General features: G+C 61.5%; 18 protein-coding genes. 12 read left to right on the plus strand and 6 right to left on the minus strand.

The window, feature by feature from the left end:
* Positions 1–42 precede the first annotated feature (42 nt).
* From tssE to tssK, 6 genes are all read right to left on the minus strand, one after another.
* Positions 43–474, minus strand: coding sequence for a type VI secretion system baseplate subunit TssE (gene tssE / locus LJ656_RS07575; protein ID WP_230508648.1), 432 nt, complete (start codon positions 472–474; stop codon positions 43–45).
* Positions 475–486: 12 nt separating this feature from the next.
* Complete coding sequence (gene tssH / locus LJ656_RS07580) at positions 487–3,249, minus strand: type VI secretion system ATPase TssH (protein WP_230508649.1); 2,763 nt, start codon at positions 3,247–3,249, stop codon at positions 487–489.
* A 170-nt stretch (positions 3,250–3,419) separates the two neighbouring features.
* Entirely contained in the window at positions 3,420–3,905 is a 486-nt protein-coding gene (locus LJ656_RS07585; protein ID WP_230508650.1) for an Hcp family type VI secretion system effector, read from the minus strand.
* A 97-nt stretch (positions 3,906–4,002) separates the two neighbouring features.
* Complete coding sequence (locus LJ656_RS07590) at positions 4,003–5,739, minus strand: OmpA family protein (protein ID WP_230508651.1); 1,737 nt, start codon at positions 5,737–5,739, stop codon at positions 4,003–4,005.
* Positions 5,736–6,476, minus strand: a complete 741-nt coding sequence (locus tag LJ656_RS07595; protein ID WP_230508652.1) for a DotU family type IV/VI secretion system protein — start codon at positions 6,474–6,476, stop codon at positions 5,736–5,738. The genes LJ656_RS07590 and LJ656_RS07595 overlap by 4 nt, the downstream gene beginning before the upstream one ends.
* Positions 6,473–7,822, minus strand: a complete 1,350-nt coding sequence (gene tssK / locus LJ656_RS07600) for a type VI secretion system baseplate subunit TssK (RefSeq protein WP_230508653.1) — start codon at positions 7,820–7,822, stop codon at positions 6,473–6,475. The genes LJ656_RS07595 and tssK overlap by 4 nt, the downstream gene beginning before the upstream one ends.
* A gap of 560 nt (positions 7,823–8,382) precedes the next feature.
* Between tssK and tssB the strand changes: the two genes are divergently transcribed.
* The 12 genes from tssB to tssA all read left to right on the plus strand — a co-directional run bounded on the left by tssB (position 8,383) and on the right by tssA (position 24,796).
* Positions 8,383–8,895: a type VI secretion system contractile sheath small subunit gene (gene tssB, locus LJ656_RS07605; RefSeq protein WP_230508867.1), complete on the plus strand. Its 513-nt coding sequence runs from the start codon at positions 8,383–8,385 to the stop codon at positions 8,893–8,895.
* A gap of 73 nt (positions 8,896–8,968) precedes the next feature.
* Positions 8,969–10,501 carry a type VI secretion system contractile sheath large subunit gene (tssC, locus tag LJ656_RS07610; protein WP_230508654.1) on the plus strand — a complete coding sequence of 511 codons (1,533 nt, stop codon included), beginning with the start codon at positions 8,969–8,971 and terminating at the stop codon, positions 10,499–10,501.
* 99 nt (positions 10,502–10,600) lie between these two features.
* The gene (locus LJ656_RS07615) at positions 10,601–12,940 is read left to right on the plus strand and encodes a type VI secretion system Vgr family protein (protein ID WP_230508655.1); all 2,340 of its coding nucleotides are present in this window, start codon (positions 10,601–10,603) and stop codon (positions 12,938–12,940) included.
* A gap of 9 nt (positions 12,941–12,949) precedes the next feature.
* Complete coding sequence (locus tag LJ656_RS07620) at positions 12,950–15,574, plus strand: glycoside hydrolase family 19 protein (RefSeq protein WP_230508656.1); 2,625 nt, start codon at positions 12,950–12,952, stop codon at positions 15,572–15,574.
* Positions 15,567–16,355: a hypothetical protein gene (locus tag LJ656_RS07625; RefSeq protein WP_230508657.1), complete on the plus strand. Its 789-nt coding sequence runs from the start codon at positions 15,567–15,569 to the stop codon at positions 16,353–16,355. Before LJ656_RS07620 ends, LJ656_RS07625 begins: the two co-directional genes overlap by 8 nt.
* A 41-nt stretch (positions 16,356–16,396) precedes the next feature.
* Positions 16,397–16,921 (plus strand): hypothetical protein, encoded by a 525-nt coding sequence (locus tag LJ656_RS07630; protein WP_230508658.1) that lies wholly within the window; start codon positions 16,397–16,399, stop codon positions 16,919–16,921.
* 203 nt (positions 16,922–17,124) lie between these two features.
* A complete protein-coding gene (locus LJ656_RS07635; RefSeq protein ID WP_230508659.1) occupies positions 17,125–17,517 on the plus strand; it encodes a hypothetical protein in 393 nt (130 codons plus the stop codon).
* Positions 17,514–18,041 (plus strand): hypothetical protein, encoded by a 528-nt coding sequence (locus LJ656_RS07640; RefSeq protein WP_230508660.1) that lies wholly within the window; start codon positions 17,514–17,516, stop codon positions 18,039–18,041. Before LJ656_RS07635 ends, LJ656_RS07640 begins: the two co-directional genes overlap by 4 nt.
* 67 nt (positions 18,042–18,108) lie before the next feature.
* Positions 18,109–18,366 carry a PAAR domain-containing protein gene (locus tag LJ656_RS07645; RefSeq protein WP_230508661.1) on the plus strand — a complete coding sequence of 86 codons (258 nt, stop codon included), beginning with the start codon at positions 18,109–18,111 and terminating at the stop codon, positions 18,364–18,366.
* 3 nt (positions 18,367–18,369) lie between these two features.
* On the plus strand, positions 18,370–19,608 hold the full coding sequence (locus LJ656_RS07650) for a hypothetical protein (protein WP_230508662.1): 1,239 nt from the start codon (positions 18,370–18,372) through the stop codon (positions 19,606–19,608).
* Entirely contained in the window at positions 19,605–23,204 is a 3,600-nt protein-coding gene (locus LJ656_RS07655) for an ImcF-related family protein (protein WP_230508663.1), read from the plus strand. The genes LJ656_RS07650 and LJ656_RS07655 overlap by 4 nt, the downstream gene beginning before the upstream one ends.
* The gene (gene tssA / locus LJ656_RS07660; RefSeq protein WP_230508664.1) at positions 23,201–24,796 is read left to right on the plus strand and encodes a type VI secretion system protein TssA; all 1,596 of its coding nucleotides are present in this window, start codon (positions 23,201–23,203) and stop codon (positions 24,794–24,796) included. The genes LJ656_RS07655 and tssA overlap by 4 nt, the downstream gene beginning before the upstream one ends.
* Positions 24,797–24,798: the final 2 nt, after the last annotated feature.

Raw genomic sequence — 24,798 nt, forward strand, 5'->3', positions numbered from 1 at the left:
ACGCGGTGAGGTGAGGGCGGAGAATTTTCGCGGGGCGGTCCGTTACCGGGCGCGCCCCGGATTGATCAGCCGCTCGACCCGCATCCGCCCGGCCGGCTCGAAATAGGTTCCAAAGCGGACCAGTCCCGCCTTCTTCAGCGTGCAGACCATCGTGAAACTCACGAGCAGCCCGGGGTCCGGCCTGTCATCGATCTCGATCCCGACCGAGCGAAGGCGCGGCTCGAACTTCAGCAGCGTGCGTTCCATCTGATTGCGCAGATCGTTGAGCGACGCCGGCAGGTTCCGGTAGATCTGGGTGAGATCGGGCAGACCGTAGTCGGGCACATGCTTGAGCGCACCGGCGCGCGTGTTGAGAATGCGCCTGATGTTAGCTTGGACGCTCAGGATTTCCAGCGTGTTGTCGTCATGGTCTCCGAGCGCTTCGCCGTCGATGTGACCAAGCAGCATGTCGTAGAGGGACGGTCCGGCGGGCATCGGCTCGTTTCCTCAGGCGAACGACGCAGCGGACGTGGCATGCGCGCCTGCCACCGTGTCGGTGTCGAAAAAATCGATCTTCAGTTGCCCTTCGGCCGAACCCGACAGCACGATCTTCACTGGCGCGTTGCCGCTCGCCATGCGCGCCAACAATTCGCGCGAGACCGCCGGGAGAATGCGCTGGTTCAGGAACGCATCGACGTTGCGCGCGCCGGACTCGCGCGCAACGCACCGTTGCGCCAGCGCGCCGATCAGCGCATCGTCACAGACCAGCTCGACGTCATGCTGCTGGCGCAGACGCGCCGCAACTTTCGCGAGCTTCAGTCGCACGATCGACGCCAGCGCCGCCGCATCGAGCGGCCGGTACACCAGCGTCTGGAAGCGGGCGAGCAGCGCAGGCTGGAAATGCGCGACGAGCTGCGGATGGATCGCATCGAGAAGCGCCGCCTGAGCGAGGTCCGGCGTCTCACGGGTTGCTTCGTCGATCCGGGCGCTGCCGAGATTGGATGTCATCAGGATCACGCAGTTGCGGAAGTCGATCTCGCGTCCTTCGCCGTCGCGCATCGTGCCGCGGTCGAAGACCTGGTAGAAGATTTCGAGCACGTCGCGGTGGGCCTTTTCCACTTCGTCGAGCAGCACGACGCTGTACGGACGCTGCCGTACCGCTTCGGTCAGGATGCCGCCGCGGCCGTAACCGACGTAGCCCGGCGGCGAGCCCTTCAGTTGCGATACCGTGTGCGACTCCTGGTACTCCGACATATTGATCGTCGTGAGCGCGGCCTGACCGCCGAACAGCAGCTCGGCGAGCGCGAGCGCGGTTTCGGTCTTGCCGACGCCGGAAGGACCGGCCAGCAGGAACACGCCAAGCGGTGCATGTTCGTTCTTCAGGCCCGCCTTCGCGGTGCGCAGGCTTTGCGCGAGCGCGGCGAGCGCGTCATCCTGCGCGACCACGCGTTCGGCGAGCTGGTTTTCGAGGGTCAGCAGACCGTGCAACTCATCTTCCACGAGGCTGCCCACCGGCACACCGGTCCATTCCGCGACCACGCGCGCGATCGCCTGCGCGTCGACGTCGGCGAAAATCAACGGCGCTTTACCTTGCGCGCTCGCGAGTGCGCGACGTGCATCGGCCAACGACAAAGCATCGCGCGTCGCCGGATCGCTCTCGCGTTGCCGATGCAGCGTCTGCACCAGTTCAAGTTCGCGCTGATAGCGCTCCTGTAGTTTCAGCCGCTCGGCTCCGGCCTCGGCAAGAGCGGCATCGAGTGCGACGCGACGCGCCGCGACGTTGGCGGCGCCTGCCCGGTCGTCGTCCGCGAGCGTCGTGTGTTCGAGTTCCAGTGCCGACACCGCCGCGCATGCCCGTTGCAGTTCCGCCGGCGGCGATTCGAGTCCGATACGCACGCGCGCGGCAGCCGTGTCGATCAGATCGACCGCCTTGTCGGGCAACTGGCGCGCCGGAATGTAGCGGCGCGACAGCTTGACCGCGGCGACCAGCGCCTCGTCGCGGATGTGCACGTCGTGATACTTCGCATAGCGCTCCTTCAGGCCGCGCAGCATCAGGCACGCGCTATCGTCGTCGGGTTCGTCGACCTTGATCATCTGGAAACGGCGCTCGAGTGCGGCATCGCGCTCGAAGTACTCCTTATATTCGGACCAGGTGGTCGCGGCGATCGTGCGCAACTCGCCGCGCGCGAGCGCCGGCTTCAGCAGATTCGCAGCGTCGGCGCCGCCGGCCGCATTGCCGGCGCCGATCAGCGTATGCGCTTCGTCGATGAACAGCAGGACCGGCTCGGGCGAGGCCTGCACTTCGTCGATCACGTTCTTGAGGCGTTGCTCGAATTCGCCCTTCACGCCGGCGCCCGCCTGCAGCAGACCGAGATCGAGCGTGAGGATGCGCACGTCGCGGACCACATTCGGCACGCTGCCCTCGGACACGCGCAGCGCGAGCCCTTCGACGAGCGCGGTCTTGCCGACGCCAGGTTCGCCGACGAGGATGGGGTTGTTCTTGCGCCGCCGCGCGAGCACGTCGACCATCTGCTGGATCTCGCGATCGCGGCCGAACACCGGGTCGATCCCGCCGTCGCGCGCCTTGGCGGTGATGTCGATCGTGAAGCGGGCCAGCGCGCTACCGTCGGCATTGCGCTTTGGTGCGTGCAGTGCCTCTGCTGCTTGCGCTGCCTGCGCTGCCTGCGCTTGCGCCGGCTGCTCGACGGCGACAGCGCCCGGCGACGCAGCGCTCTGCTCGTGCGGCATTTGCGGCTCTTCCAGTTCGTTCTCGCTCGTGCGCGGCCCAAGGCGCGGCAGCAGACGTTCGATCTGTACCCCGCTCACCGACAGCAATTGCCACGCGTTGGTCGCGCGCAGCACATGGGGCGCCTCGACGATTGCTTGCAGAATGTTGCCGGAACGAACCAGAGGACTGTCGGTGCGGCAACGGGTCGACGCAAGAAACCACGCGTCCTGCAGCACGACCGCCAGTTGCGGCGACAGGCTCGGGCGGCCGCGCAGCGTTCGGGGCGTGTGATCGATCGCCTTGAGCAGCGCATCCCATACGGCATCGATGTCCAGATCGTAATGGTTCATGATCGCCGGGATATCGCCATCCCCGCTTTCGATCAGCTTGAGCAGCCAGTGCTCGACTGTGATCTCATCGGCGAGTCGCGTCTGGCACAGATTGGCCGCGGCTTCGAGCGCTTTCGCGCAATAGGGATTGAGCCGCTGCAGCAGCTGGCTGGCGTCGCGAAAGCAGGAGTTCCGGTCGTTGAGCACGGTCATGGTCGGGCGGTTCGCTGATCTGAAGAGGGGGCGCACCTGCTGCGCGCGGGGGCTCCCGGCAATAAAAACGCCAGTCCGCAAAAGCTGCTCACGCGGACCGGCAAAGGAAGGCCGGTTGTTCCGGGGACCATCAGCGCGGATGGCGCACCGGCCTTCACGCCACGGCGCTATCAGGAACGCTCGTTCCAGGTGTCCTTGTGGATGATGTTGCCGTCCTTGTACGACCAGGTGATCGTTTCGTAGCGCAGCTCAATTTCTTCGAGGTGGTTGTGCTTTTCGTAGTCCGGGTCCTTGATGTCGAGCATCTTCGGACGCACGGCGACGATCTTCACGTTATCGAGCTTCGTGTTGAAGTATTCCTTTTCCTTGCCGGCGTCGTCGATCTTGTACCACTTCACTTCCGCCGACTTCAGCGTCTGACCGCTCGTGACCGCCTTGTACAGGTACGGCGTCGACGCGTCGGTTTCCTTGGTCAGTGTGATCGACTTGTGCACCCGCGTGCCGGTCAGCTTGCCGGTGTTGCCGTCGGTCGGGATATGCACGCCATGATCGAACGCGGTGATCTCGACACTGCCTTCGCGGCCCTGCACCGTCACCGAGCCCTTGATGTCCGCGCCGCCGTCGTCCTTGAGCCACATGTATGCCGGAATTGCCATTTTTCACTCCCTTCCTGTTACTGCGACCATCGCCCGGAGCCAGCCCCGAGCCCTGAAATTCCCGAAGCGGCTGCTCCGGGGCGAAAACCAAATCGCGTCAAGCTTGCGGCGCGTCCGGCACCAGCGTGATCTCCACGCGGCGATTCTTCGCGCGGCCGGCTTCGGTGTCGTTGTCCGCGATGGGCCGCGTATCGCCGTAGCCCTGGATCGCGAACTGCGTGGCAGGGATACCCGACGCGTCGATCAGCCAGTCGCGCACCGCCTCGGCGCGCGCAGTCGAAAGCGCGCGGTTGCTCCGCGGACTACCGACGTTGTCGGTATAGCCCGCGACCAGAATCCGTTTGTCCGGACGGGCCTTGATCATTTCGAGCGCGTGCACCATCGCGCGCGTCGAGCCGTCCTTGAGTTTGGCCTTGCCGCTGTCGAACAGCGACATGCTGTCGAGCGTGACGACGGCCGGCGGCGCGGGTGGCGGCAGATACGAAGCGATTGCGTCGTTCAGCAGCGGCATTGCACTGATGCCCCGGTACATCCCGAACGACAGATGCAGCGGCACGCCGAGCCGCGCATAGCGGTCGAGTTCGTCGCGGTCGGCCACCAATGCCTGCAGCGCGTCGCGCCGTGCCGCGTCGTGAGCGGCCGGGATCGTCGAATAGCGGCCGAGATTCGCACCGATGCGCGCGAGCAGCGCGTTGTTGTTGTTCGCGGAAAAGAAGAACGCAAACGCGGCGGCACACGCGAGCAACGCAAGCGCATGGGCGAGGGCGGTCCGGCGCGGCGACATCCAGTGCCGTTGCGGCAGCGCTTCGATCAGCGGCTCGGGCAGTGGCCAGGGCGCCGGCGTGGCCGCCGCTTGCGCACGCTGCACGCGGGTCTGCATTTCGACTTCGCGTGTCCAAGGATTGCGGGCCCCGGCCACCGGTCCGCAGTCGATCCAGCCGGCGCCGAAGAGTGCCCACGGCGTGGCCGGCTGCTGCCGGTCCGTGAGCGCGTGAATCACGGTTCGCTGGGTCCAACCGACGATCGATGCCAGGGCCGCCACGCGCGCGAGCGCCACGGGAGCGTTCGGCGCCGCTTGGGCGTCGCTTTCGGCCGCGCGGATCATCGACTCGAAACGCTGCGCATCGGTGATGCGCTGCGCCGACGAAACGCCGTACCACTGCGGCGTGGCCAGGTCGGCCGGCGCGCTCGTCAGTCGCTGGTAGATCGCGACATATCCCGGCAACGGCCGCGAGCCGAGCCTGCGCGCGGCGTCCGCCACCGCCTGACGTGCGATCCGCAGAGACTGCGCCAGCGCATCGGCGTCCGGGTAGCGGCCCGGCACCACCGATAGAACGACCCCATCCGGCGCGCGGCCATCGCGCCACTGCCTGAGCGCGACCGCAAGGCGCGGCAGGTCCTGCGGCCGGTCGGCCCGCACCCAGATCGCGCCGTCGCCGACATGCGCAAAGCGCTCGCCGTCGGGCCGGTGGAAGAGCGCGGCGAGGTCGTCGCCGGTGACCAGCACGAGTGGCATGCGGGTGCGCAGCCTGACCGGGATGTCCGCGGTGGCCGCGCCGAGCGCTGCCAGCACGTCGGCGCTGCGGCCGCGCGCACGCCAGAGCATCCACGTGCGCAGGTAGATCAGCAGCAGCGCCGCGATCGCGATCACACCCGTGAGCAGCCAGGCCATCCCGGGTCCGGGTCGCGCGACGAGCCAGATCACCGCGAGCGCCAACATAGCGGCGAGCGTGACCATCAGCCGGAACGGATAACCTAGCCCCAGGTATGACGCGCGGCCGGAAGCCGGAGCGCGGGTGGGCGCCGGAGTCAGGACGGGCAGATCGGACTTCACTGACGGCCCACCTTTGCGGACGTGATATCCGCGAGTTGCGCGTCCAGCGCGACGTTCCACACGCCCCACACCGCCACCGCGACGACACACGCAAGCGCCGCAATCGCCCACGGCGACAATCGATAGAGCCAGTCGGACAGGCGACGCCCCGGGCGGTCTGCGATAAACGGCCGTTCGATAGCGGGATGAAGTTTTTGCAGCCGGGTGTTCAGCGTGCCGATCAGCTCGACGCGCTTGGCGTCGCCATCGCGCGCGTAACGGCCGATGAAGCCCATGCCGAGAATGACCGAATAGCATTCGAGCAGATCGACGTTGGGCGGTGCTTCGCGCAGTCGCGCCTCGATGCAGTCAATAACGCGTTCGCCCGCATCGTGTAACTTGAAGAGCTCCACCTGCAGCGGCTTCAACTCCCATCCAGAACGGGCTTGTTCCTCCAGCTCGCGCAGCGCCGTTTCGTCGAGCAATCCGCACTGCGCCACCGTCGCTTCCAGCCGGACGTCGTCGGGATAGCCCCTGCGAGCGAGCGCTTCGGAGAAACTCGTGATCAGTTGCCGGCAGCGCTCGCGAAACGCGGTCGCGTCCTGCACCGTTCCGCCCGCCGCGAGCGACGTGACGAGCAGCGCGGTATCGCGCAGCAGATCGCGGATGCCTTCGCCAATGGAATGATCGGCGGCCGGCGCGGTTCCCGTCAGTGCAGCCGAGCGATGACCGGAACGAATGGACTTCGGGATCGTCATGAGCGCAGCACCGCATAGAGTTCGAGCGTGGCGTCCGGCACCGACGCCGGCAGGTAGACCTGACAGGCCCGCGCGGCGAGCATCCTCGCGTGTGCGGCACTGGTGGAATCGAGTGCGAAGTACTGGTTGTCCAGTCGCACCGGAATAGCGGCGGGCACGCGTTGCACCGCTTTGAGCGGAATGCCCAGCAGTGCCGAGTTAACGATGTGCTCGACATCGTCCGGCGAGCCGATCTTGCACAGCCGCGGAAACTGTTCGACGAGTTCGAATACCGGCATCGGCGCGCTGACCGACAGATACCAGTCCGCCGCGCCTTCGACGATGCGTCCGTCGAGAAACTGGCCGGTCCATGTCGCCGGCCCCTTGCGCGCGAGACCGATCGACACGACTCGCGACGGAATAATCGCATCCAGCAACGTGCGGATCGTCGACTCGAGCTTCGCAAGGACCTCGTCGGCGCGCGCATGGTCGTAAGCCGGAATATCGGTGAGCTGCGCGCCCGTCGAAAACGTCATCAATGCGCTGGCGAGCTGCGCCAGCGTGGCGTACATCTGCTCGGGCGGACGGGCCGGATGCGACGCATAAAGCCGCAGTTGCGGCCACGCAGTATGGATGCAGTGCAACAGCCAGAACAGCTGGACATCGGCGACACCGTATTCTGCGACCTGATCGAAGCGCTCGCTGCGGCGCGCGCCGAGCGCCAGACTCTTCGCGTGCAGGATGTCGGCCAAGCGGTTGATCCGCTCGAGATGGAGCGGGTGAGCGGCAAGCGTCAGGCACGGCGGCACGAACCGGAGATCGACCTGGAATTGGCCGGTGCTCGCACGGGTGAGCCGGGCAATCGCGCATACGGTGTCGTCGGCATGCGGCTCAAAGTCGAACAGCAACCGGATCGCAAAGCGCTCCGCGGCGATCTCGGTCTCATTCGTGCCATTCAGATCCGTGACCTTTGCAAATTCCCGGTAGGTACGCCGTGGACGCGCGAGCGTGGTGTCGTCTAAGCGGCAGTTGTTGCCGTTGGCATCGGGCAACGCGAGGGCGGCGAGCACGACGACGCTCTGGCAGTCGGCGCTCAGCTGGGTCAGATCACGCGCGGGCGGCAGTGCGTCGGCCATCGTCGTATCGACCGGCGTGCCGTCGGGGAAACGCCCCTTCAGCAGTTCGAGCTTCATTCGTCCGGCCGCGAGCGCTTCTTCATCGACTGCGACGCCGAGCACGCCCCACGGCTCGGCGACCGACGCGGTCGCGAATTGCTGCAGCGCGAATGCGGTCCATCGGTCCTGCTGCTGGAAGTGCTGCTGCGTGAGAATCAGCCCTTCCTGCCAAAGCGGTTTATCGATCCGCATGTTTGGTCTCTACGCCATTTGTTTTAGGTCGCGAGATTTAATCATGCTATTGGCGATCTTGTATACGGCGAATTTCGCGTTTATCGAGACGGCTTAACAAAATTAACAAAATAATCGCCATCCGTTATTTAACAAAAATCGACAATTACGGTCCGTACGATTATTTGATCTATTCATATTGGATAATTTTTCATGCAAAATGCCCAAATACTTGATAAATATCAATCCCGTGGAGGCGTTGACTGGCTTGGATTTGACGGTTTTTTGCGTAAAGAAGCACAAGACATCTCGATATAGTCCATACCGCGACATGATATTAAGATTGCGTCGATCTTCGGTGACGAAAAACATCGCAGATAATCTTTGACGCCACACTGATAATGCGATCTAATACGGCGCGTAACAGATAAGGTCGCATGAATGGAGACCAGACAATGGGGTGCAGTCGGCATTATTCGTACTCACGTATAAAGAGAATGACCGCCCATGCGCTAAGCGCGAGATTCCATTGCAACGGACAAGTTCTGCGGGATCGTGAACCTCACCTAATGAGGACAACTGTGGACAGTTTTCAGCGGGAAATTCCGAAGAGTCGCGTCTCAATTACGCTCGATCTGCATACGGGCGGCGCGCAAAAAAAGGTCGAGCTGCCGCTCAAGCTGCTCGTCGCGGGTGACTTCAGTGCGGGGCGCGAACAGGCGCCGTTGGCCGAACGCAAGAAGGTCAATATCGACAAGAACAACTTCGACGCCGTGCTGGCCGACTATGCGCCGGACCTGAGGTTCGCGGCTGAAAACACGCTGGCCGGCGACGGCACCGCGCTGCCCGTGAACCTGTCGTTCCGTTCCATGAAGGATTTCGAACCGGAACAGGTCGCGCGCCAGATGCCGGAATTGCAAGCGATGCTGGCAATGCGCAACCTGCTGCGCGACCTCAAATCGAATCTGCTCGACAACGGCACGTTCCGTCGCGAGTTCGAGAAGATCCTGAAGGACAAGCGGCTGTCCGAAAAGCTGCGCGGCGAACTGGGACAGATCGCCACGGCCGCGACCCAACCGGAAGGGCATGCCTGAGCGTCGACGGCCCAAAACGGCCTTCACCGCCTTTCGCAACCAGGTTGCGCGACCCACGCAGACAGGACCAACCATGAACCAGAACGAATCCCGCCAGGGCACGACGGAAACCGTCGTGCTCGAACACGACAGCGTCTATGCATCGCTGTGCGACAAGATCAACCTGAAGCCGGTCGTAGAGGCGCGTCCGCTCGAAGCGTTTCGCGACAGCGACATGCTCTCCGAAGCATCGGCCGACGAACGCATTGCGCGCGGCATGAGCGCGTTTCTCGACCTCGTGGCGAAATCGAGCCAGCCGGTCGACCGCCTCGACAAATCGTTGCTCGACTTTCATATCGGGCAGCTCGATCGCCAGATCAGCCGTCAGCTCGACGCGGTGATGCACGCGCCCGAATTCCAGGCGCTCGAAGGACGCTGGCGCGGCCTGAAGATGCTGGTGTCGCGCACGGACTTCCGTCGCAATGCGCGCATCGAAGTACTCGACGTGTCGAAAGACGCGCTGCAGCGCGATTTCGAGGACACGCCGGAACTGATCCAGAGCGGCCTGTATCGTCTCACGTACATCGAGGAATACGACACGCCGGGCGGCCAGCCGATCAGCGCGATGATCAGCGACTTCGAATTCGCGAACTCGCCGATGGACATCGCCCTGCTGCGCAACATCTCGAAGGTCGCGGCCGCCGCTCACATGCCGTTTATCGGCTCGGTCGGCGCGGCGTTTTTCGGCAAGCAGTCGATGGAAGAAGTGGCGGCCATCCAGGATATCGGCAACTACTTCGACCGCGCGGAGTACATCAAGTGGAAGAGCTTCCGCGACACCGACGACGCGCGCTACGTGGGTCTGACGATGCCGCGCGTGCTGGGCCGTCTGCCGTACGGCAAGGACACGGTGCCGGTGCGCGCGTTCAACTATGAGGAAGCGGTGAAGGGCCCGGACCACAACCGCTACCTGTGGGTGAATGCGTCGTTCGCGTTTGCCGCGAACATGACGCGCAGCTTCGTCAACAACGGCTGGTGCGTGCAGATCCGCGGCCCGCAGGCGGGCGGCAAGATCGAGGACCTGCCGCTTCATCTTTACGATCTCGGCACCGGCGTTCAGCCGAAGATTCCGACCGAAGTGCTGATTCCGGAAACGCGTGAGTTCGAGTTCGCCAATCTCGGCTTCATTCCGTTGTCGTTCTACAAGAACCACGACTTCGCGTGCTTCTTCTCGGCCAATTCGACGCAGAAGCCCGCGTTGTACGAGACGAAGGAAGCGACCGCCAACAGCCGCATCAACGCACGGCTTCCCTACATCTTTCTGCTGTCGCGCATTGCGCACTACCTGAAGCTGATTCAGCGCGAGAACATCGGCACGACCAAGGACCGGCGTCTGCTCGAACTCGAACTGAACAACTGGATTAAGGGCCTCGTCACCGAAATGAAGGATCCGGGCGATGACCTGCAGGCGTCGCATCCGCTGCGCGATGCGAAGGTGACGGTGGAAGACATCGAGGACAACCCGGGGTTCTTCCGCATCAAGCTGTTCATCATCCCGCACTTCCAGGTCGAGGGCATGGACATCGGACTGTCGCTGGTGTCGCAGATGCCGAAGGCCAAAAGCTGAGTTGGGTTGAGTTGATCCGCGGTTTCTAGCATGGATCCGCCGGGGTACGGATTGGTACCCCGGCCATGCCGATGTGTTCCTGTGTTCGTGAGGTAGCCGATGTTGATGGTCATGCCGCTACAGGCTTATGAATTGAAGCTGGCGCCGCACCCCGCGCCGTTCTCGATCCTGAAGTTCACCGGTGTCGACAGGATCAGCCAGTTGTACCGGTACGAGATCGAATTCACAAGCCCGATGGCAGGCATCCCGATGGACCAGGTAATCGGACGGCCCGCCAGATTTGTCATCGCGCCGATCGATCCGAACATCGCCAATCTGCGCAGGATGTACGGCGAGAACGCCGGGAAATACAGCACGATACCGCCTGTGCATACGATCCACGGGATAGTCACGAAGTTCGACGAGTGCGAGACGTCCGCCGATGAGACACGCTACCGAGTGCTTGTCGAGCCGAAGCTCGCCGATCTCGATCGCGGTGTGACGAGCCGGCTGTTTCAGAAACAGTCGGTGGAGGAGATCGTCACCGACACGTTGCGCCACTATGGTTATCGGGCTGGCGTCGATTTCGTCTTCAATCTGCGCGGGAAATACCAGCGCCACGAGTACATTACGCAGTACCACGAAACGACATTCGCGTTCATTCAACGCATCTGTGCGCAAGAGGGTATCTGGTTCCGGTGGGAGCAGAAGAAGGATTACGCGGTCATCGTCTTCGGCGACGATCTGGATGCGTACGCGCGCAAGCCGCGCGTCGTACCGCATCGCCGGGATTCGGGGTTGGAGAGTGTCGGTGCCGATTCGATCAGGACGCTGCGGCGGCGCACGAAGCGTGTCGCCGAGTCGGTCCGGCTGCACGACTATAACCATCGGCAGGCGGATGTGTCGCTGCTCGTCGAACAGAACGCGGCGAAGGGCGATACGACTACCGACGCTGTCGATTATCACTGGGGCGAGCATTACAAGACGCCGGAAGAGGGTAGCAATCTCGCGCTGCTGCGACATCAGGCGCATCTGGCGAAGCAGATCACGTTTATCGGTACCGGCAATCCATTCTGGCTGGAAGCGGGTGAGGTGATGCAGGTGGACCCATTTCGGGTCGACGCGAAGCATGGCATTTTTATTACGTCGGTGCGCTCGCATGGCGCGCGTAACGCGTCGTATCGGGTGACGTTCGAGGGGATTCCGTCCGATCGGGTCTGGCGTACTTCAATGGATACGATCCGGCGGCCCACTATTGCCGGAATTCTGCCGGCGCGGATCACCTCACCCGGGGACTACAGATACGCGTATCTCACGGAAGAAGGTTGGTATGTGATCAAGCTGCCGTTCGATCTGGATGAATGGAGTCCGGGTGGGACGAGCCGGCCTGTGCGGTTCGCGAAACCGTATAGCGGGGACAATTATGGGCATCACTTTCCGTTGATCGATTCGGCGGAAGTGGCGCTCGAATTTACCGCTGGCGATCCGAACCGTCCGATCATCATCGGTGCGATGCACGACAGTCTGCATCCTGATCTTGTCACCAATCTCAACAATACGCGCAACCTTATTCGCACCGCTGCGCAAAACGAACTGCGGATGGAGGATAAGGAAGGGGGCGAGCATATCCATCTGACTACGCCGTTTCAGACCAGTGAGCTTAATTTGGGGCATATGGTTGATGGCGAGCGGAAGGAGCGCGGGCGGGGGGCGGAGCTGCGTACGGATGAGCGTGTGGCGGTGCGGGGGGCGAAAGGCGTGCTCGTTACTGCCGAAGCGCAACTTGCCGCCACGGGCCAGCAACTCGCAATGCAGGAAGCGGATATGACGCTCGATCAGGCCCACGAAATCCTGCGCGCGCTCAACGACTCGGCGAACGCTGCGAAGGCGCTGCAGGCTGACATCGATCAACAGCGCGCGCTGATCGAGCAAAAGCTCAAGGGTCTGCAGAAGCCGGCTATCCTGGCGACCGCTCCGGAAGGCGTCGGCCTCTTGAGCGGCGCACAGATGCAATTCGCGGCCCGCAAGCAGATGTTCATCACCGCTGGTGACGGGCTCGACATCGGCGTCATGAAGCGTATCGCGGTCGCTGCCGGCGAGGCGATCTCGTTTTTTGCGGTGCGGCTTGGAATCCGGATCTTCGCCGCGAAGGGCAAGGTCCAGGTTCAGGCGCAATCCGACACGATGGAACTTATGTCAATGCAGGACCTGACAGCCAGTTCATCGGATGGCGAAGTCATCATCACGGGTCGCAAAGGCGTCACCATCGGCGACGGGTCCGGTGCTTACATCAAGCTCTCGGGCGGCAAGATCATTCTCGGCAGTCCGGCGGGAGAGATCGAACTCAAAGGCGACCTGAAAGTCGATGCCCCGGACGGTGGCAGCTTCAAATTCCCCACATGGTCCAAGACGCCGCTCAACGAGGTGAAGGACGCAACGAGCTTCGGATTCTCCGAATAAATCACCACGATGACAAACCAACCTTCTTCGCGGCAAGCGCCTGCAGCGGCCCCGGTCAAGCTGAAGCCACTGTCCTTCGCGTTTCCGTTTCTTCGAAAAGGACGGGGCCAGTCGGGTTCCTCTGCACAATTCACCGACGGGAACGAGATCTATCGGCTGCTGGCCGAACGAGAGCCATCAGGCGCGTATCTCGTGAGCCGCAAGGGCATGTGGCATGGTGGCATCCATGTCACCGAGGCGGGCGCAGGGCAATCGCTGGATCTTGAGGCGGGACTGCGCTGCATCGCCGATGGGGTGCTCATTGCGTATCGCGCCAACAAGACCTATCCGCTTAGCGAGATAGCTGCGACCGGTAGTGAATCGCCGGTTCAGGCGCCGTATAGCACGGGCTTCGCGCTGGCGCGGCACACGATGGAGTTCCCGCAGGGCACGAAGCTGACGTTCTATAGCCTCTACATGCACCTGATGTCCTTGGAAGACTATGCGAACTTCCCGAAACGTGACAAGCCGTCGTACTGGTCACGCGAATGGAAGGTCACGCAGCACGCGCAGGACAAGCCCTCGCCGGGCGGAAATGGGCAGGCCGCCGATCTCTCGCAGCAGGGTTTGCGGGTTCGCAAAAGCTACCCGGCGGGCGAAATCATCGGCGTTGTGCCGCAAGGCGCGAGTGTCACCATCGGCAAGAAGGAGAAGGGCTGGGGCCAGGTGACGGGACTGCAAGGCGCTTCGCTGTACCCGCCGCAATCCGGCGGCTACGTTGAACCGTCCGATGCCGTCGGCAAGTGGATTTATCTGGGCCACGAAAATGGCGGCCCGGTCGTCGAGGAGGTTATCCCGGACTCGATGTTCGACCGGGTGATTGTCACGACGAACCGGACATGCACGGCGAGCGACGCGCAAGGCGATGGAGGCGGCATTGCGGTCAAGGCAGGAGACCTGATCGGCCACCTCGGGCGCTACGACTCGTTGAACCAATGCACGTCCGGGACCCGGATGGCGCACATCGAGGTGTTCTGCGACGACAGCATCCAGTCGTTCCTCGAGCAGGGTCGCGCGTGGGTCAACCAGCACGGTCCGCACAAGGAGGACTGGGCGGCACTGGGCCTGTCGCCCGAGCCGACAATCCTGCGGATCGCACCGGGCACGGTGCTGTATCAACGTACCCAGGACAAGAGGTTCGTGCCCGGTGCTGACCCGCAGTCGAGAAAGACGGACGCTGTTCAGGTGTACTCGCTCGCCGAACTGGCGCGGGACCCGAATCGCCGGGTCACCGAGCCACATCCGAATCCCAATCCGGGTTACCCGGTGAACTGGTGGCATGTCGAGGGCGTGAATGCACAAGGTCAACCGATTGATGGATGGGTGTGCGACTTCAATCACGCAAGCGGGCGGGTGACGCGGGAATTCGCGCAGAAGTGGATCGACTTCGAGTGCCTGTCGGATGACCATGATCCGGCGCATACGATATTTGCGACGACCCGGAAGTGGGTTGATTACGCGGGCGGTGCTGAAGTTGCCGAACCTGCTTCGCGCTCGAATCTCAGTCCGTTGATGGTCACGGTGTACGACGCACTCTTCAAGAAAGGCGACGGCAAACAGGCGGCTGATGAGCTATGCACGCTGGCGCAAACTGAGCGTGGCGGCTATCCATGGCTGATGCAGGCGGCGTCCCGTCTGATCGTCAGACACGAGAGCGAGTGGGCAAATCCATCAAAGTGGAAGCAGCTGGTTACCGAACTGGAGAAGCAGACGGGGGCCAAGCCGCAGCACGAGGAAGAACAGAAGCGGATCGAGACGCTCGCGTGGTGGGATGAGGTGAAGGCTGCAGTGCCCGGCTTCCCCGGTCCGGAGATTTTTCACATTCATCCTATTGCATTAGGGTCGAACTTCGTCAATAAGAATCTTGTTTGCAAGCAGTGCGGCGCAATAATCACATTGACCAGCGACTTTTTGAGAAAAATTGCCCCCGACGCTAGCTCAGATTTTGTTGTCGCAATGGCCCGCGCTTCAGTTGATCTATTTTCACAATATGGCGTTAACACCTGCCGCCAAGTAAAGCATCTTTTGGCGCAAGCCAAGCACGAGACAAAGCGCTTTAAAGAATTTAGAGAGTCGCTCAATTATGTCAGCTATACAGGGCAAAGCTTGTATAACATGGCTCCCACGGCTATCAATAGCGGATTTGCTCGCAAAAATATGACTTTTCCCACCCCGTCGACGAAAATTGTATGGATTCAGAAGCATCTGATCGCGAATGATGCTGCTTATGGGGAGCACTGCTTTGGTGCGAAAGAGCAACCTGGAAAAGACTTTCGTGGTCGAGGCCTGCTTCATCTAACTCATTACGAAACATATAAGCGCTGTGCGCAGGCCATTGGCTATCCTATCGATAGACAGCCGGAGCTTGTTGAAAATAACCACAGAATCGTGAACGAAAGTGGATTATGGTTCTGGAGGGACAGAGCACTTGGCGCGATCGCCGACAATCCGACGAATCTTGGTGATGAGGGCGTAAAAAAAATTACTCATCCGATAAATCCCGGCCTCAAAGGACTCCCCGAACGCCAGCAGTTCAAGAGAGAAATTTCCGCCATGTTCAATCAAGATTTTTCGTCTGGATGCACCGATGACTAAGAATTTGATTTTCCTGCTGATTGTTCTTCTAAGCAGTTCAGCATTCGCAAAAAGTCCATGTGCTGACATTCGGGGTAAGCAAAGTTATCCACCACTGAATATAACAGGTGGGGCGGTTTGCTTCGTTCAGGAAGCGATATCGGACGATAAAACCGGCGCGCCGAGTGGTCTTGATGGAATTTCGTTGTATTACATATCTAACGGAAATGTGCCAGTGAAGGCGAATGGCCGAGGGTTGCTATATGATGAAACGCCTGGTGAAATTGTTGACGCCTTTTCAATGAATGTCGGGCGCGATCACCGCGAAGAGATCTTCGTAATTCATTCAATGGACGTGCGAGACTCCCTCGTGGAGCCAAACTCATCTGGCAAGTTCTACTCTGTTTCTGTCTTTTACCCGTCCGGGAATACCTTGCTTCGAGATGATCATGCCTCTGATTGGTTTGGAGCGGATTACAGTTGGCTATCCGACGGGAAGAGGGTCATTTACAAATTTCCTTACCAGTCCAAGAAAGACGTTCAACAGGCAATAGAGTCCCCTTTCGCGTTGTTTATGATTGATAATGGCAACATTCCTGTTCGGGTGAAGTCCAAATCCTACCTGTTCGAAGAGCCCAACGTTAGAAGTGAGACGAAAAAATACTTGATCGTGGGAGATCAGGCGGCTGTTGAACAAATTACAGCTGGATGGTGTCAGGTCAACTATTTGGGCGGCACCAGGCCAATAAAAATGTGGCTCATGTGTAGTGCGCTCGATGTTGAGGCACAGGCAAAGAAATAAAATTTGAAATCCTTTTCGCATCGCGCGACGTGAATGGTGCGATGAGTTTCGGATTCCCCGAGATAGCCGACCGTGTCATTATGAACGTTTGCAGAGCAGTTTTGGCTGCAATAATTAGCCTTGTAGCGCCAGTGGCAGCGCATGCCGAGGGACTGTGCACTGCAAAAGAGACGGCAATTTTTAATTGCGAACTCGAAAAGTCAATCTCATCACTCTGTCAGTCGACAGAAAATGGAGCTCTAACCTATCGCAATGGCAGTGATGGAAATATAAATCTGCAAATTTCCCACAGCAGCGGAATAACGAAAGATATATTCTATTTCTCCAATGCGCGATATGCTGGCGGCGGAGAGGCCCACATTCGATTTTCTCGACAGGGGTACACGTATTATCTATATGATAAGACGATTAAAACCGAAGAGGGCCCCACGTTCTTCGCTGGTATTGTTGTGTATAAGGGGAGGAAAAAAATTTCGAATCGGGTGTGCAATAACGATGCATCGATACGCGAAAAAGCCTATCAGGGAATTGTTAGGGAGGAATATGAGTCAATTGATGTTCGGTAAGCGAAAAATGGCGACAGTCAGCCAGAGCTTCTCGAAAACAATCCTCAAGTGACGAGCGGAGTGGATTGCGGTTCTGGAGTGGTAGAGGGATCGGTTTCATTGCAGATAATTCAACAACCGTGGGACCCGACGGGGTTACGAAGGTTACTCGTTCAATAAACAGCGGACTCGAAGGCCTACCTGAACGGAAAGAGCAGGGATGTATGTCTGCCATCAAGCCAGAAAGCGGTGATGGTTACCGCTATCGCGGCCGGGGCATGATTCAGCTCACGCATCGAGACGGGTATCAGCGCTTCACCGCGTGGCATAAAGCAAATGCCGATGCGTCGCCCCAGCGGGCGACAACGGATTTCGAAGCCGATCCGGAAAGCGTCGGGCAGGTCAGGTACGCGGTCCGATCGGCATGCTTCTTTTGGGTTGCCCATAGTCTCTACGGCCTCGCTGACCACGGCGACGCGCAAGATATCGTCGATTCAGTCAGCAAAGTGATCAATCTCGGACTATTCAAAGGTAAGCCTAATAAGATGAAAACGGAAAGTATTGATGGCAGAAGAGGAAACTTCGCCGAGATCCATAAATGGGGAGGTCTCGCATGAAACAATTCGTAAAAATGGCGATTATCCTGGTGAGCACAGTTGGCAGTCATTTAGCGTCAGCCAAATCTCCAGGTTATCTTGGAGCGATGAGTCTCTGTCATCAGGGCGAGGTTGAGTATTTTAGCTGCGAACTACAAGATTCCAGCAATATTGCATCTGTATGCGCAGCCGATAACATTTCACCTGATCACGGATATGTGCAGTACCGCTTTGGCACGCACAGCAAAATTGAATATAAATTCCCTAGAGAGCTAACCCCTCCTCGCGGACGAATTTCCATTGTGGACGTTTCAAGATTGCCCGATGGTTTGGGAAGCCATATGAAATTCACGAGCGGCCGTTATACCTACGTGGTTTCGAATGCACTGGTGCCCGGGGAAATATACGTCGCAAAAGATGGGAAGATTGTCTTCAATAAGGTTTGCAAAGGCAGTATGTATATGCTGTTCGATAGCGCTGCGCGGCATGGACTGGAATATGGGGTGGAAGACTCAGTCGATGAGCTTGATCTGTACGGCAAATAAAATATTTTCGCCTCTCGCGTTTTGAATGGCACGATGATTTTCGGATATTCAAGAGGGACCAGACCAAATGAAAAATCTCGCATATGAAGGCGACGCAACGAGCCACGGCGGCAAGATCCTGACGGGCTCGGATCGCATCAAGGTAAAGGGCCGCCGGGCCGCGCGCGTCGGCGACAGGGTGTCCTGCCCGATTCACGGCGACAACGAGATCGTGGAAGGTAGCGGCAGGATAAAGGATGGCACTACGCCGCTCTCGCGCGACGGCGATCACACGCGGTGTGGGGCTGTCCTAATTGCCTCCGCCCGCGGAGCACAGGTCCGGTAAGCAATGCCTGTCGATTTCAATCGCGTGCCGCCGCGGGTGGACGTGCCACCTGCCCCCCAGATCTCGTTGATCCTCTGGACGGTCCTGCTGGTACTCGTCATGGCTGCGGGAGCGGCGCTGACGATCGGGCTCTGGCCAACGGGGAGTCCGACCGGCACACTGGGGTTCTGGTTCTGCATCGTTGGTTATTCCTTGCTGGGCTGGGCTCTCCTGCTGGTCTCGTGGCTCGGATACGGCTACGGACGTCGCAATCAGGCGATTGCGACCAACCGCGTCAGCGACAAGGCAGAGCAGGCGTGCCATGCGTTGGCGAGCACGCCCCTGGCAATACTGGGCCATGCCTGGTGTTTCGCCGCCGACGATCCGGAAAACTCGCTCGAAGGTGTACTGGCGGGGGCTGATCTGGCGAAACTGCGACCGAGCGCGGCAGTCGCGGATACGGACGTCAATGCGCGATGGCTCGACATTCCCGACATGCCTTTTCAGGCGGGCAACGAACTCGCCGAACATGCCCGCCATCATGCCGTCTGTACGTGGCTGATCGAACGCCTGATCAACCGCCTCCTGCCGCAGCTCAGGGTGCTTCCTGCGCGAACCCGGCTCCAGGTCGAGCTTCATCACCAATCCAGGCTGAAATCCGCAGCAGTCGAAACCCGCCTGCGGGAATTGATCGCTGAACGGGCGCCTGCGTTGAAGGTGGACATGGTGTCGGGCGAACGCGCGCGCTCCCTCTTCCGGACGGACGCGTGGCTGGACAACCGCGACGTGAACATGGCTCATCTGCTGGTCGCGATCGAGCTTCGCGATGCAATCAGTGCAGTCCTCTCTGACGGCGTTGCGGAGGCGGGCGTCGCCCTGCTCGTTGGGCGCCCGCGTCTTGCGTCGCCGGCCAGTTCCAGCGGGCTACGGTTGCATCGTCCTGCGAGAGCCACGCTGGATGCAGCCGCCCGCACGCTCGAGCTGGCCGCCCGTTGGGGGCAGGCATCGCGCGAGCGCCTGCGCACGGTGTGGGCGCATGGCTTGCCCCTTGACAGTGTGAGTGCGGTTCGGCAAGCCGCGCCCCTGGTGGACGGGGCGCAATGGAATGTGCTCGAGGCGTCCGTGGGCGACTGTTCAGGAGCAGGTTCCTGGCTGGCCCTCGCCCTTGCCGCAGAAAGTGCCCGGACCACGGGTGACCCGCAAATAGTGCTTTGTGGCGAAGGTGAGGAACTGATCGCCCTCATGTGCAGAAAGCAGACATGAACGACAACATGAATGAATATAAGACTCGACCGGCTGGCCTTTTCATTGGCATCGCGGCCGTCATCGTCTTCCTGGCGCTGGGTATCGCGGTTTGGGCCGTGGGGCCGCGTCACGGGTGGTCCCGCGAAACGCGGATCATCATCGAGCTTGCCCTGTTTTCGGCCCTGCTGGTGATAATCCTGCTGGTCAAGTACTTCGAAGCGGCGCTGCTCCGGGTCGCGTCATTGAGAGCTGCCCGGTGGTTTGCCCGATACGATGGCGGCAGGCGCGCAGCGTCTGCTGACCACGAGGATCAGGACCAGCCACCAGGACAAGCCGATCGCGCAACTGCGCTTCGTAATGTTTTGCGTGACCGCCACGGTTGGCGCTGGCGGTATCGCGAGCGGTGGGTGCTCGTCGCCGGCGACGTACCGCTGGTGAAGCGCCTGGCACCGGGACTCGTTGACGCGGGCTATCTGCTCACGGGTGACACGGTCCTGCTGTACGCAAGGCAAACCCGCGACACACTCGAAACCGAATGGCTCGACCGGATCCGCCGCCTGCGCCGCCGTCGCCCGGTCGACGCAATTGTGGCGGTGAGCCGGAACCGCAGTTTGGCCACCACGCCATTCGACACTGACGCGCTCACCCAGCGGCTCGCGCGCCATGCCCGCGCGCTGCGCTGGGCCGCGCCCGCATATCTGCTCAACGTCACCGATTTTGGCAGCGAAACGTCGAGTCCCGACGAGGCGATCGGCTTCACGTGGTCCGACGCGCGCGTCAGCGCCGCCGAAATCGACACGTCGCTGCGTGATCTCACCGGCAACCTCGCGGATGCCGGCGTCGTACGCCTGACGAAGGACGCACACGACCGATATCCCGCCGAGCTCTCGCAGCATATTTCAAGGCTTCGCGGTGCGCTGTCGGGACTGGTGCTGCAAACTGCCCGGTCCCGTGTCTGGCAGCACGCGGTCCACGGGCTTCTCTTCGCACCGCTGTTCAAGGAGCGGGAACAGGCGCCGCCGGTGCCCGTTGACGCGAACGGCGACGAGGTGGCGTCAGGCCCGCAATATCGAACGATCTGGCAGACCGTCGCCGGGCACAGCCGCAGAATCCACGGTCGCCGCGTCGGCGTTTCACTTTCGACCACCGCCGCATGGATGGCGACGGCAGCGGTCGGTCTCTGGATTGCCGGCACGATGGTGTCAGGCGTCACGAACCGCACGACTATCGGCTCAGCCCGGGACACGCTCGCCAAGTTCACCGGCACCCAGGACACCACCCTGTCGATGCAGACGCTCGACAGTCTCGGCAAGCAGATCGACACACTGGATACCCGGCAGCGTAACGGCGCGCCCTGGCCGACCCGTTTCGGCCTGAACCGCGACAACGCGCTGCTCACCGCGATCTGGCCAACCTACGAAAGCGCCGCGAGTCGGATATTGGTCACGCCAATCCGCCAGACCCTGGAGGATCGCCTACGCCATCTGTCCACGATGTCCGACGAAGAAATCGCAAGCGGCGGCGACACCCAAACACAAGCTGCCTACGACACGCTTAAAGCCTATCTGATGCTGGCCAAACCGGAACGCGCCGTCGCCGCATTCCTGACACCCCAACTAATCGCAACCGCGGCCCCCTCACGCGCAGCCAATTCACCACTCCCATCCGGCACATGGGAAGACCTGCGAGAGCACACCATCGCCTTCTTCGCAAACCACCTGGGCCATCGAATAACAGCCAACGGTTCATCCCTAGCCATCGTCCCCGACGGCAACCTCGTCGCGTCCACGCGTCAGACCATCATCAGTGTGCGCGGCATCCAGAACTCGACCGATGCGGTCTACCAGCAGATTCTCGATGACGCAACACCGAAGTACCCGCCGCTAACACTGACCACGCTGCTCGGCGACACCACCGGCCGCGGCCTGTTCAACACGACGCAAACCATCCCGGGCGTCTTCACGCGCGCCGCCTGGGAGGAACGCATCTCGAAGGCCATCGACGACGCCAGCGAGCAGGGCAACATCGCCGGCGACTGGGTGCTGTCCGATACGAAAACGAAAGACCAGCCGCCATCGAGGCTGAAGGACGAACTACGCCAACGCTATTTCGACGACTACGCGCGCGCGTGGGAGCAATTTCTCAACAGCCTGCGCTGGCAGAGCGCGCCGACGCTGTCAGCCACAGCAGACCAGCTCACGCTGCTGGGCGACCCGCAGCGCTCGCCGCTGCTCGCGCTGATGAATGCGATCGTCTATCAGGCTGGTACCGGCGCAAGCACTCAATCGTTGTCGGACACGCTGATAAGCAAAGCACAGCAACTGGTCGGCACCGACGAGAAAGACCCTTCAAAACAGGCACAACCGCAACCCGCTCCGCTGTCGATCGCATTTGCCCCAATCCTGCGACTGACCGGCAGCGACCTGCTTTCCGCCGCGCCCGGCAGAACCGGCAACGCCGGCAACGGCGGCAACGCCGCGGCCCAACTTGCCGCCACCGGCGACCTGAGCGTTGCCCGCTATCTCGAACGCGTCACCGCGATGCGCCTGAAGATCGAGCAGATGGTCAATAGCGCCGATACCGACGCAATGTCGCGCGTCGCGGCGCAATCCGTACTACAAGGCAAGACCTCAGATATTGCGGAAAGCCGCGACTACGCGAGCCGGGTCGCCGCGAGCCTCGGCCAGCAGTGGGCCGGCTTCGGCCAGTTGCTGCAGACACCGCTCGACCAGACCTGGCAGGCCGTCGTGCAACCGGCGGCCGCGAGTCTGAACGAGATCTGGCGCACGTCGATCGTGGCCGACTGGAACCGCAGTTTCGGCGGCCGCTATCCGTTCGCCGATTCGGAAAACGATGCTTCGTTGCCCGAAATGGCGCGCTTCATGCGGCCGGACAACGGCGTGATCGCACAGTTCGTGACGACGCAGCTGGCCGGCGTCATCGAACGGCAGGGCGACCGGTGGGTCGCCGCACAAGGCACGGACCGTGGTGGCTCGCAACAGGATGCGCTGCGGCTCGAGCCGGGCTTTCTCGACAGTCTGAACCGGCTCACGCGTGTCTCGACGGTGATGTTCCCGGGCGGCGATGCGCATATCCGTTTCGATCTCCGAGGCGTCGCGACACCAGGCGTGACCGATATGAAAGTCGTGCTGTCCGGGCGTCAGCTCGACTACTTCAATCAGAAAGAGGACTGGGTGCCGTTCGAGTGGCCGGGACAGTCGCTCGAGAACCTGTCGCGCATCGAATGGCAGACGGAGCAGGGCGGTCTGCGCTCCGCGCTCGATGCGCAGGACCGTTTCGGGCTGATCCGCTTGCTGGAACGCGCGACGGTCTCGCAGCAGGACAACGCGCGCTATTTGCTGAGCTGGGCGCCCGACACGAGTCAAGGCATTGCGCTGAACGTGCAATTGCGAAGCGACGCCGGCGCGGGCCCGCTCGATGTACTACAGCTTCGGCACTTCGCACTGCCTACGCGCATCTTCGTGACCGGGAGCGCAAAGCCCGGCGCCAAACCTTCCGCGCGCAATCCGCCGCCGTTACCACCCGCCGCGCTCGCCGCGGCTAAACACGCGGCCGTACCCCTACCGCGCGGTTTTGTGCCGGAGGTCGAATGAAACTGGGAGATCTGTTCAGAAATATTTTTCCGGCACGCGACGACGCGGGTGAACTCGCGCGAGAGCGCCTCGATACGTGGGCGTCGTGGCTGCTGCCGCTGCCGGGCGAAGCGGGCGTCGGTCGCGATCCCGGTTACGAGGACGCGTTCTTCACGCTCAAGGATGAAGCCGGCAAGCTCTCGGGGATCGACGATGCGCTGATCGTCCGTTCGTGCGAACAGCTACTGAAAGAGACCGGCAAGGATCTGCGTCTTCCCGGCCACTACGCATTCGCGCGACTGCGCCAGGATGGGCCGGCCGGTTTTGCCGACGGGCTGGAATTATTCGCCGCGCTCGTCGACCGTTTTGGCGAATCCGCACTGCCGGCGCGTGCCGAAGCGAAAAAAGGCGCGCTCGAAATGCTGGCGACCACCCGCGTGCTGGAACTGCTCGAAAGCCGCGGCGAGTTCGCGCCGGCGGACCTCGAACGTGCGCTTGCGGCGCTCGATGTCCTTGTCACGCTGACGAGCGGCTGGTCCGAAGCCGCGCGTCCGAACCTGCAGCCACTGGTATCGCGGTTCGAGCGCAACGACGGCATCACGGGTAACCGTGCAGCGGATCCCGTCCACGCCGCTTCGCCAGTCACGGCGACTCTTTCATCCGGCGGGTCCGGTTCCATCAGCTCAACGCAGAATCTGCTCGATCAGGCCCGTGCAATGGCCACCTGGCTGCGCGATCAGGAGAACGGCTATCTGTCGTCGGTGCGGATCGTGCGCAGCGTGCGCTGGGATACGTTGCATGAGGTACCGCCATCGGATGCCGCATCGCATACCCGGCTGATCGCGCCGCGTGCGGAACTGCGCACGCAGATGAAACGACTCGTATTGCAGAAGCAGTGGCATGAACTGCTGGAGCGGGTCGAGGGCGCGTTCATGGAAGGCGTCAATCATCTCTGGTTCGACCTGCAGTACTTCCAGCATGTCGCGCTCGATCACGTCGGCGCGCCATACAGCGCGTGGCGCGAATTGCTGCGCACGGACTTCGCGCTGTTTCTCGACCGGCTGCCTGGCATCGAACGTCTGGCGTTCAACGACGGCACGCCGTTCGCCGACGATTCGACGCTCGAATGGATTGCCCGGCACGCGGTCGTGCGCGATCTGGAGGCCGGCGAGAGCGTCGCGCCACTGCCGGTTTCGGCCGGCAGCGAGGACGGCAGTGCCGGCGACTGGCCCGAGATCGAAGCCCAGGCGCGAGAGCTTGCCGGACGCGACGGTATCGAGGCCGCCTTCGCGTGGCTCGACGCGCTGCCCGGCATGAAGACCGATCGCCATCGCTATTTGCAACGACTCGTGATGGCGCGCGTCGCCGATCAGCTCGGCCGTCCCGATACCGCGCTCGCACTGCTGAGCGAACTCGACGCAGCCGCATGCTCGCTGCCGCTCACGCGCTGGGAGCCGGCACTGGTTTTCGAGGTCAAGCAACAGTTGACCCGGGCATTCAAGGCGATGAGCAATCGCAAGGATGCCGACAAACCGGCACTCGCGCAGCGTATCGGCCAATTGCAGGCGGAACTGACCGTGCTCGATCCGGCGCGCGCATTGACTCTCCAATAAGA

Source organism: Paraburkholderia sejongensis, from assembly GCF_020880815.1.
Classification (GTDB): Bacteria; Pseudomonadota; Gammaproteobacteria; order Burkholderiales; family Burkholderiaceae; genus Paraburkholderia; species Paraburkholderia sejongensis.

Excerpts from the sequence above, each read along its gene's own strand:
- tssH (WP_230508649.1), bottom strand. The coding sequence starts at position 3,249 with ATGACCGTGCTCAACGACCGGAACTCCTGCTTTCGCGACGCCAGCCAG.
- tssE (WP_230508648.1), bottom strand. The coding sequence starts at position 474 with ATGCCCGCCGGACCGTCCCTCTACGACATGCTGCTTGGTCACATCGAC.
- LJ656_RS07615 (WP_230508655.1), top strand. The coding sequence starts at position 10,601 with ATGTTGATGGTCATGCCGCTACAGGCTTATGAATTGAAGCTGGCGCCG.
- LJ656_RS07585 (WP_230508650.1), bottom strand. The coding sequence starts at position 3,905 with ATGGCAATTCCGGCATACATGTGGCTCAAGGACGACGGCGGCGCGGAC.
- LJ656_RS07620 (WP_230508656.1), top strand. The coding sequence starts at position 12,950 with ATGACAAACCAACCTTCTTCGCGGCAAGCGCCTGCAGCGGCCCCGGTC.
- LJ656_RS07650 (WP_230508662.1), top strand. The coding sequence starts at position 18,370 with ATGCCTGTCGATTTCAATCGCGTGCCGCCGCGGGTGGACGTGCCACCT.
- tssA (WP_230508664.1), top strand. The coding sequence starts at position 23,201 with ATGAAACTGGGAGATCTGTTCAGAAATATTTTTCCGGCACGCGACGAC.
- LJ656_RS07655 (WP_230508663.1), top strand. The coding sequence starts at position 19,605 with ATGAACGACAACATGAATGAATATAAGACTCGACCGGCTGGCCTTTTC.
- LJ656_RS07625 (WP_230508657.1), top strand. The coding sequence starts at position 15,567 with ATGACTAAGAATTTGATTTTCCTGCTGATTGTTCTTCTAAGCAGTTCA.
- tssK (WP_230508653.1), bottom strand. The coding sequence starts at position 7,822 with ATGCGGATCGATAAACCGCTTTGGCAGGAAGGGCTGATTCTCACGCAG.
- tssC (WP_230508654.1), top strand. The coding sequence starts at position 8,969 with ATGAACCAGAACGAATCCCGCCAGGGCACGACGGAAACCGTCGTGCTC.
- LJ656_RS07645 (WP_230508661.1), top strand. The coding sequence starts at position 18,109 with ATGAAAAATCTCGCATATGAAGGCGACGCAACGAGCCACGGCGGCAAG.
- LJ656_RS07595 (WP_230508652.1), bottom strand. The coding sequence starts at position 6,476 with ATGACGATCCCGAAGTCCATTCGTTCCGGTCATCGCTCGGCTGCACTG.
- LJ656_RS07630 (WP_230508658.1), top strand. The coding sequence starts at position 16,397 with ATGAGTTTCGGATTCCCCGAGATAGCCGACCGTGTCATTATGAACGTT.
- LJ656_RS07635 (WP_230508659.1), top strand. The coding sequence starts at position 17,125 with ATGTCTGCCATCAAGCCAGAAAGCGGTGATGGTTACCGCTATCGCGGC.
- LJ656_RS07640 (WP_230508660.1), top strand. The coding sequence starts at position 17,514 with ATGAAACAATTCGTAAAAATGGCGATTATCCTGGTGAGCACAGTTGGC.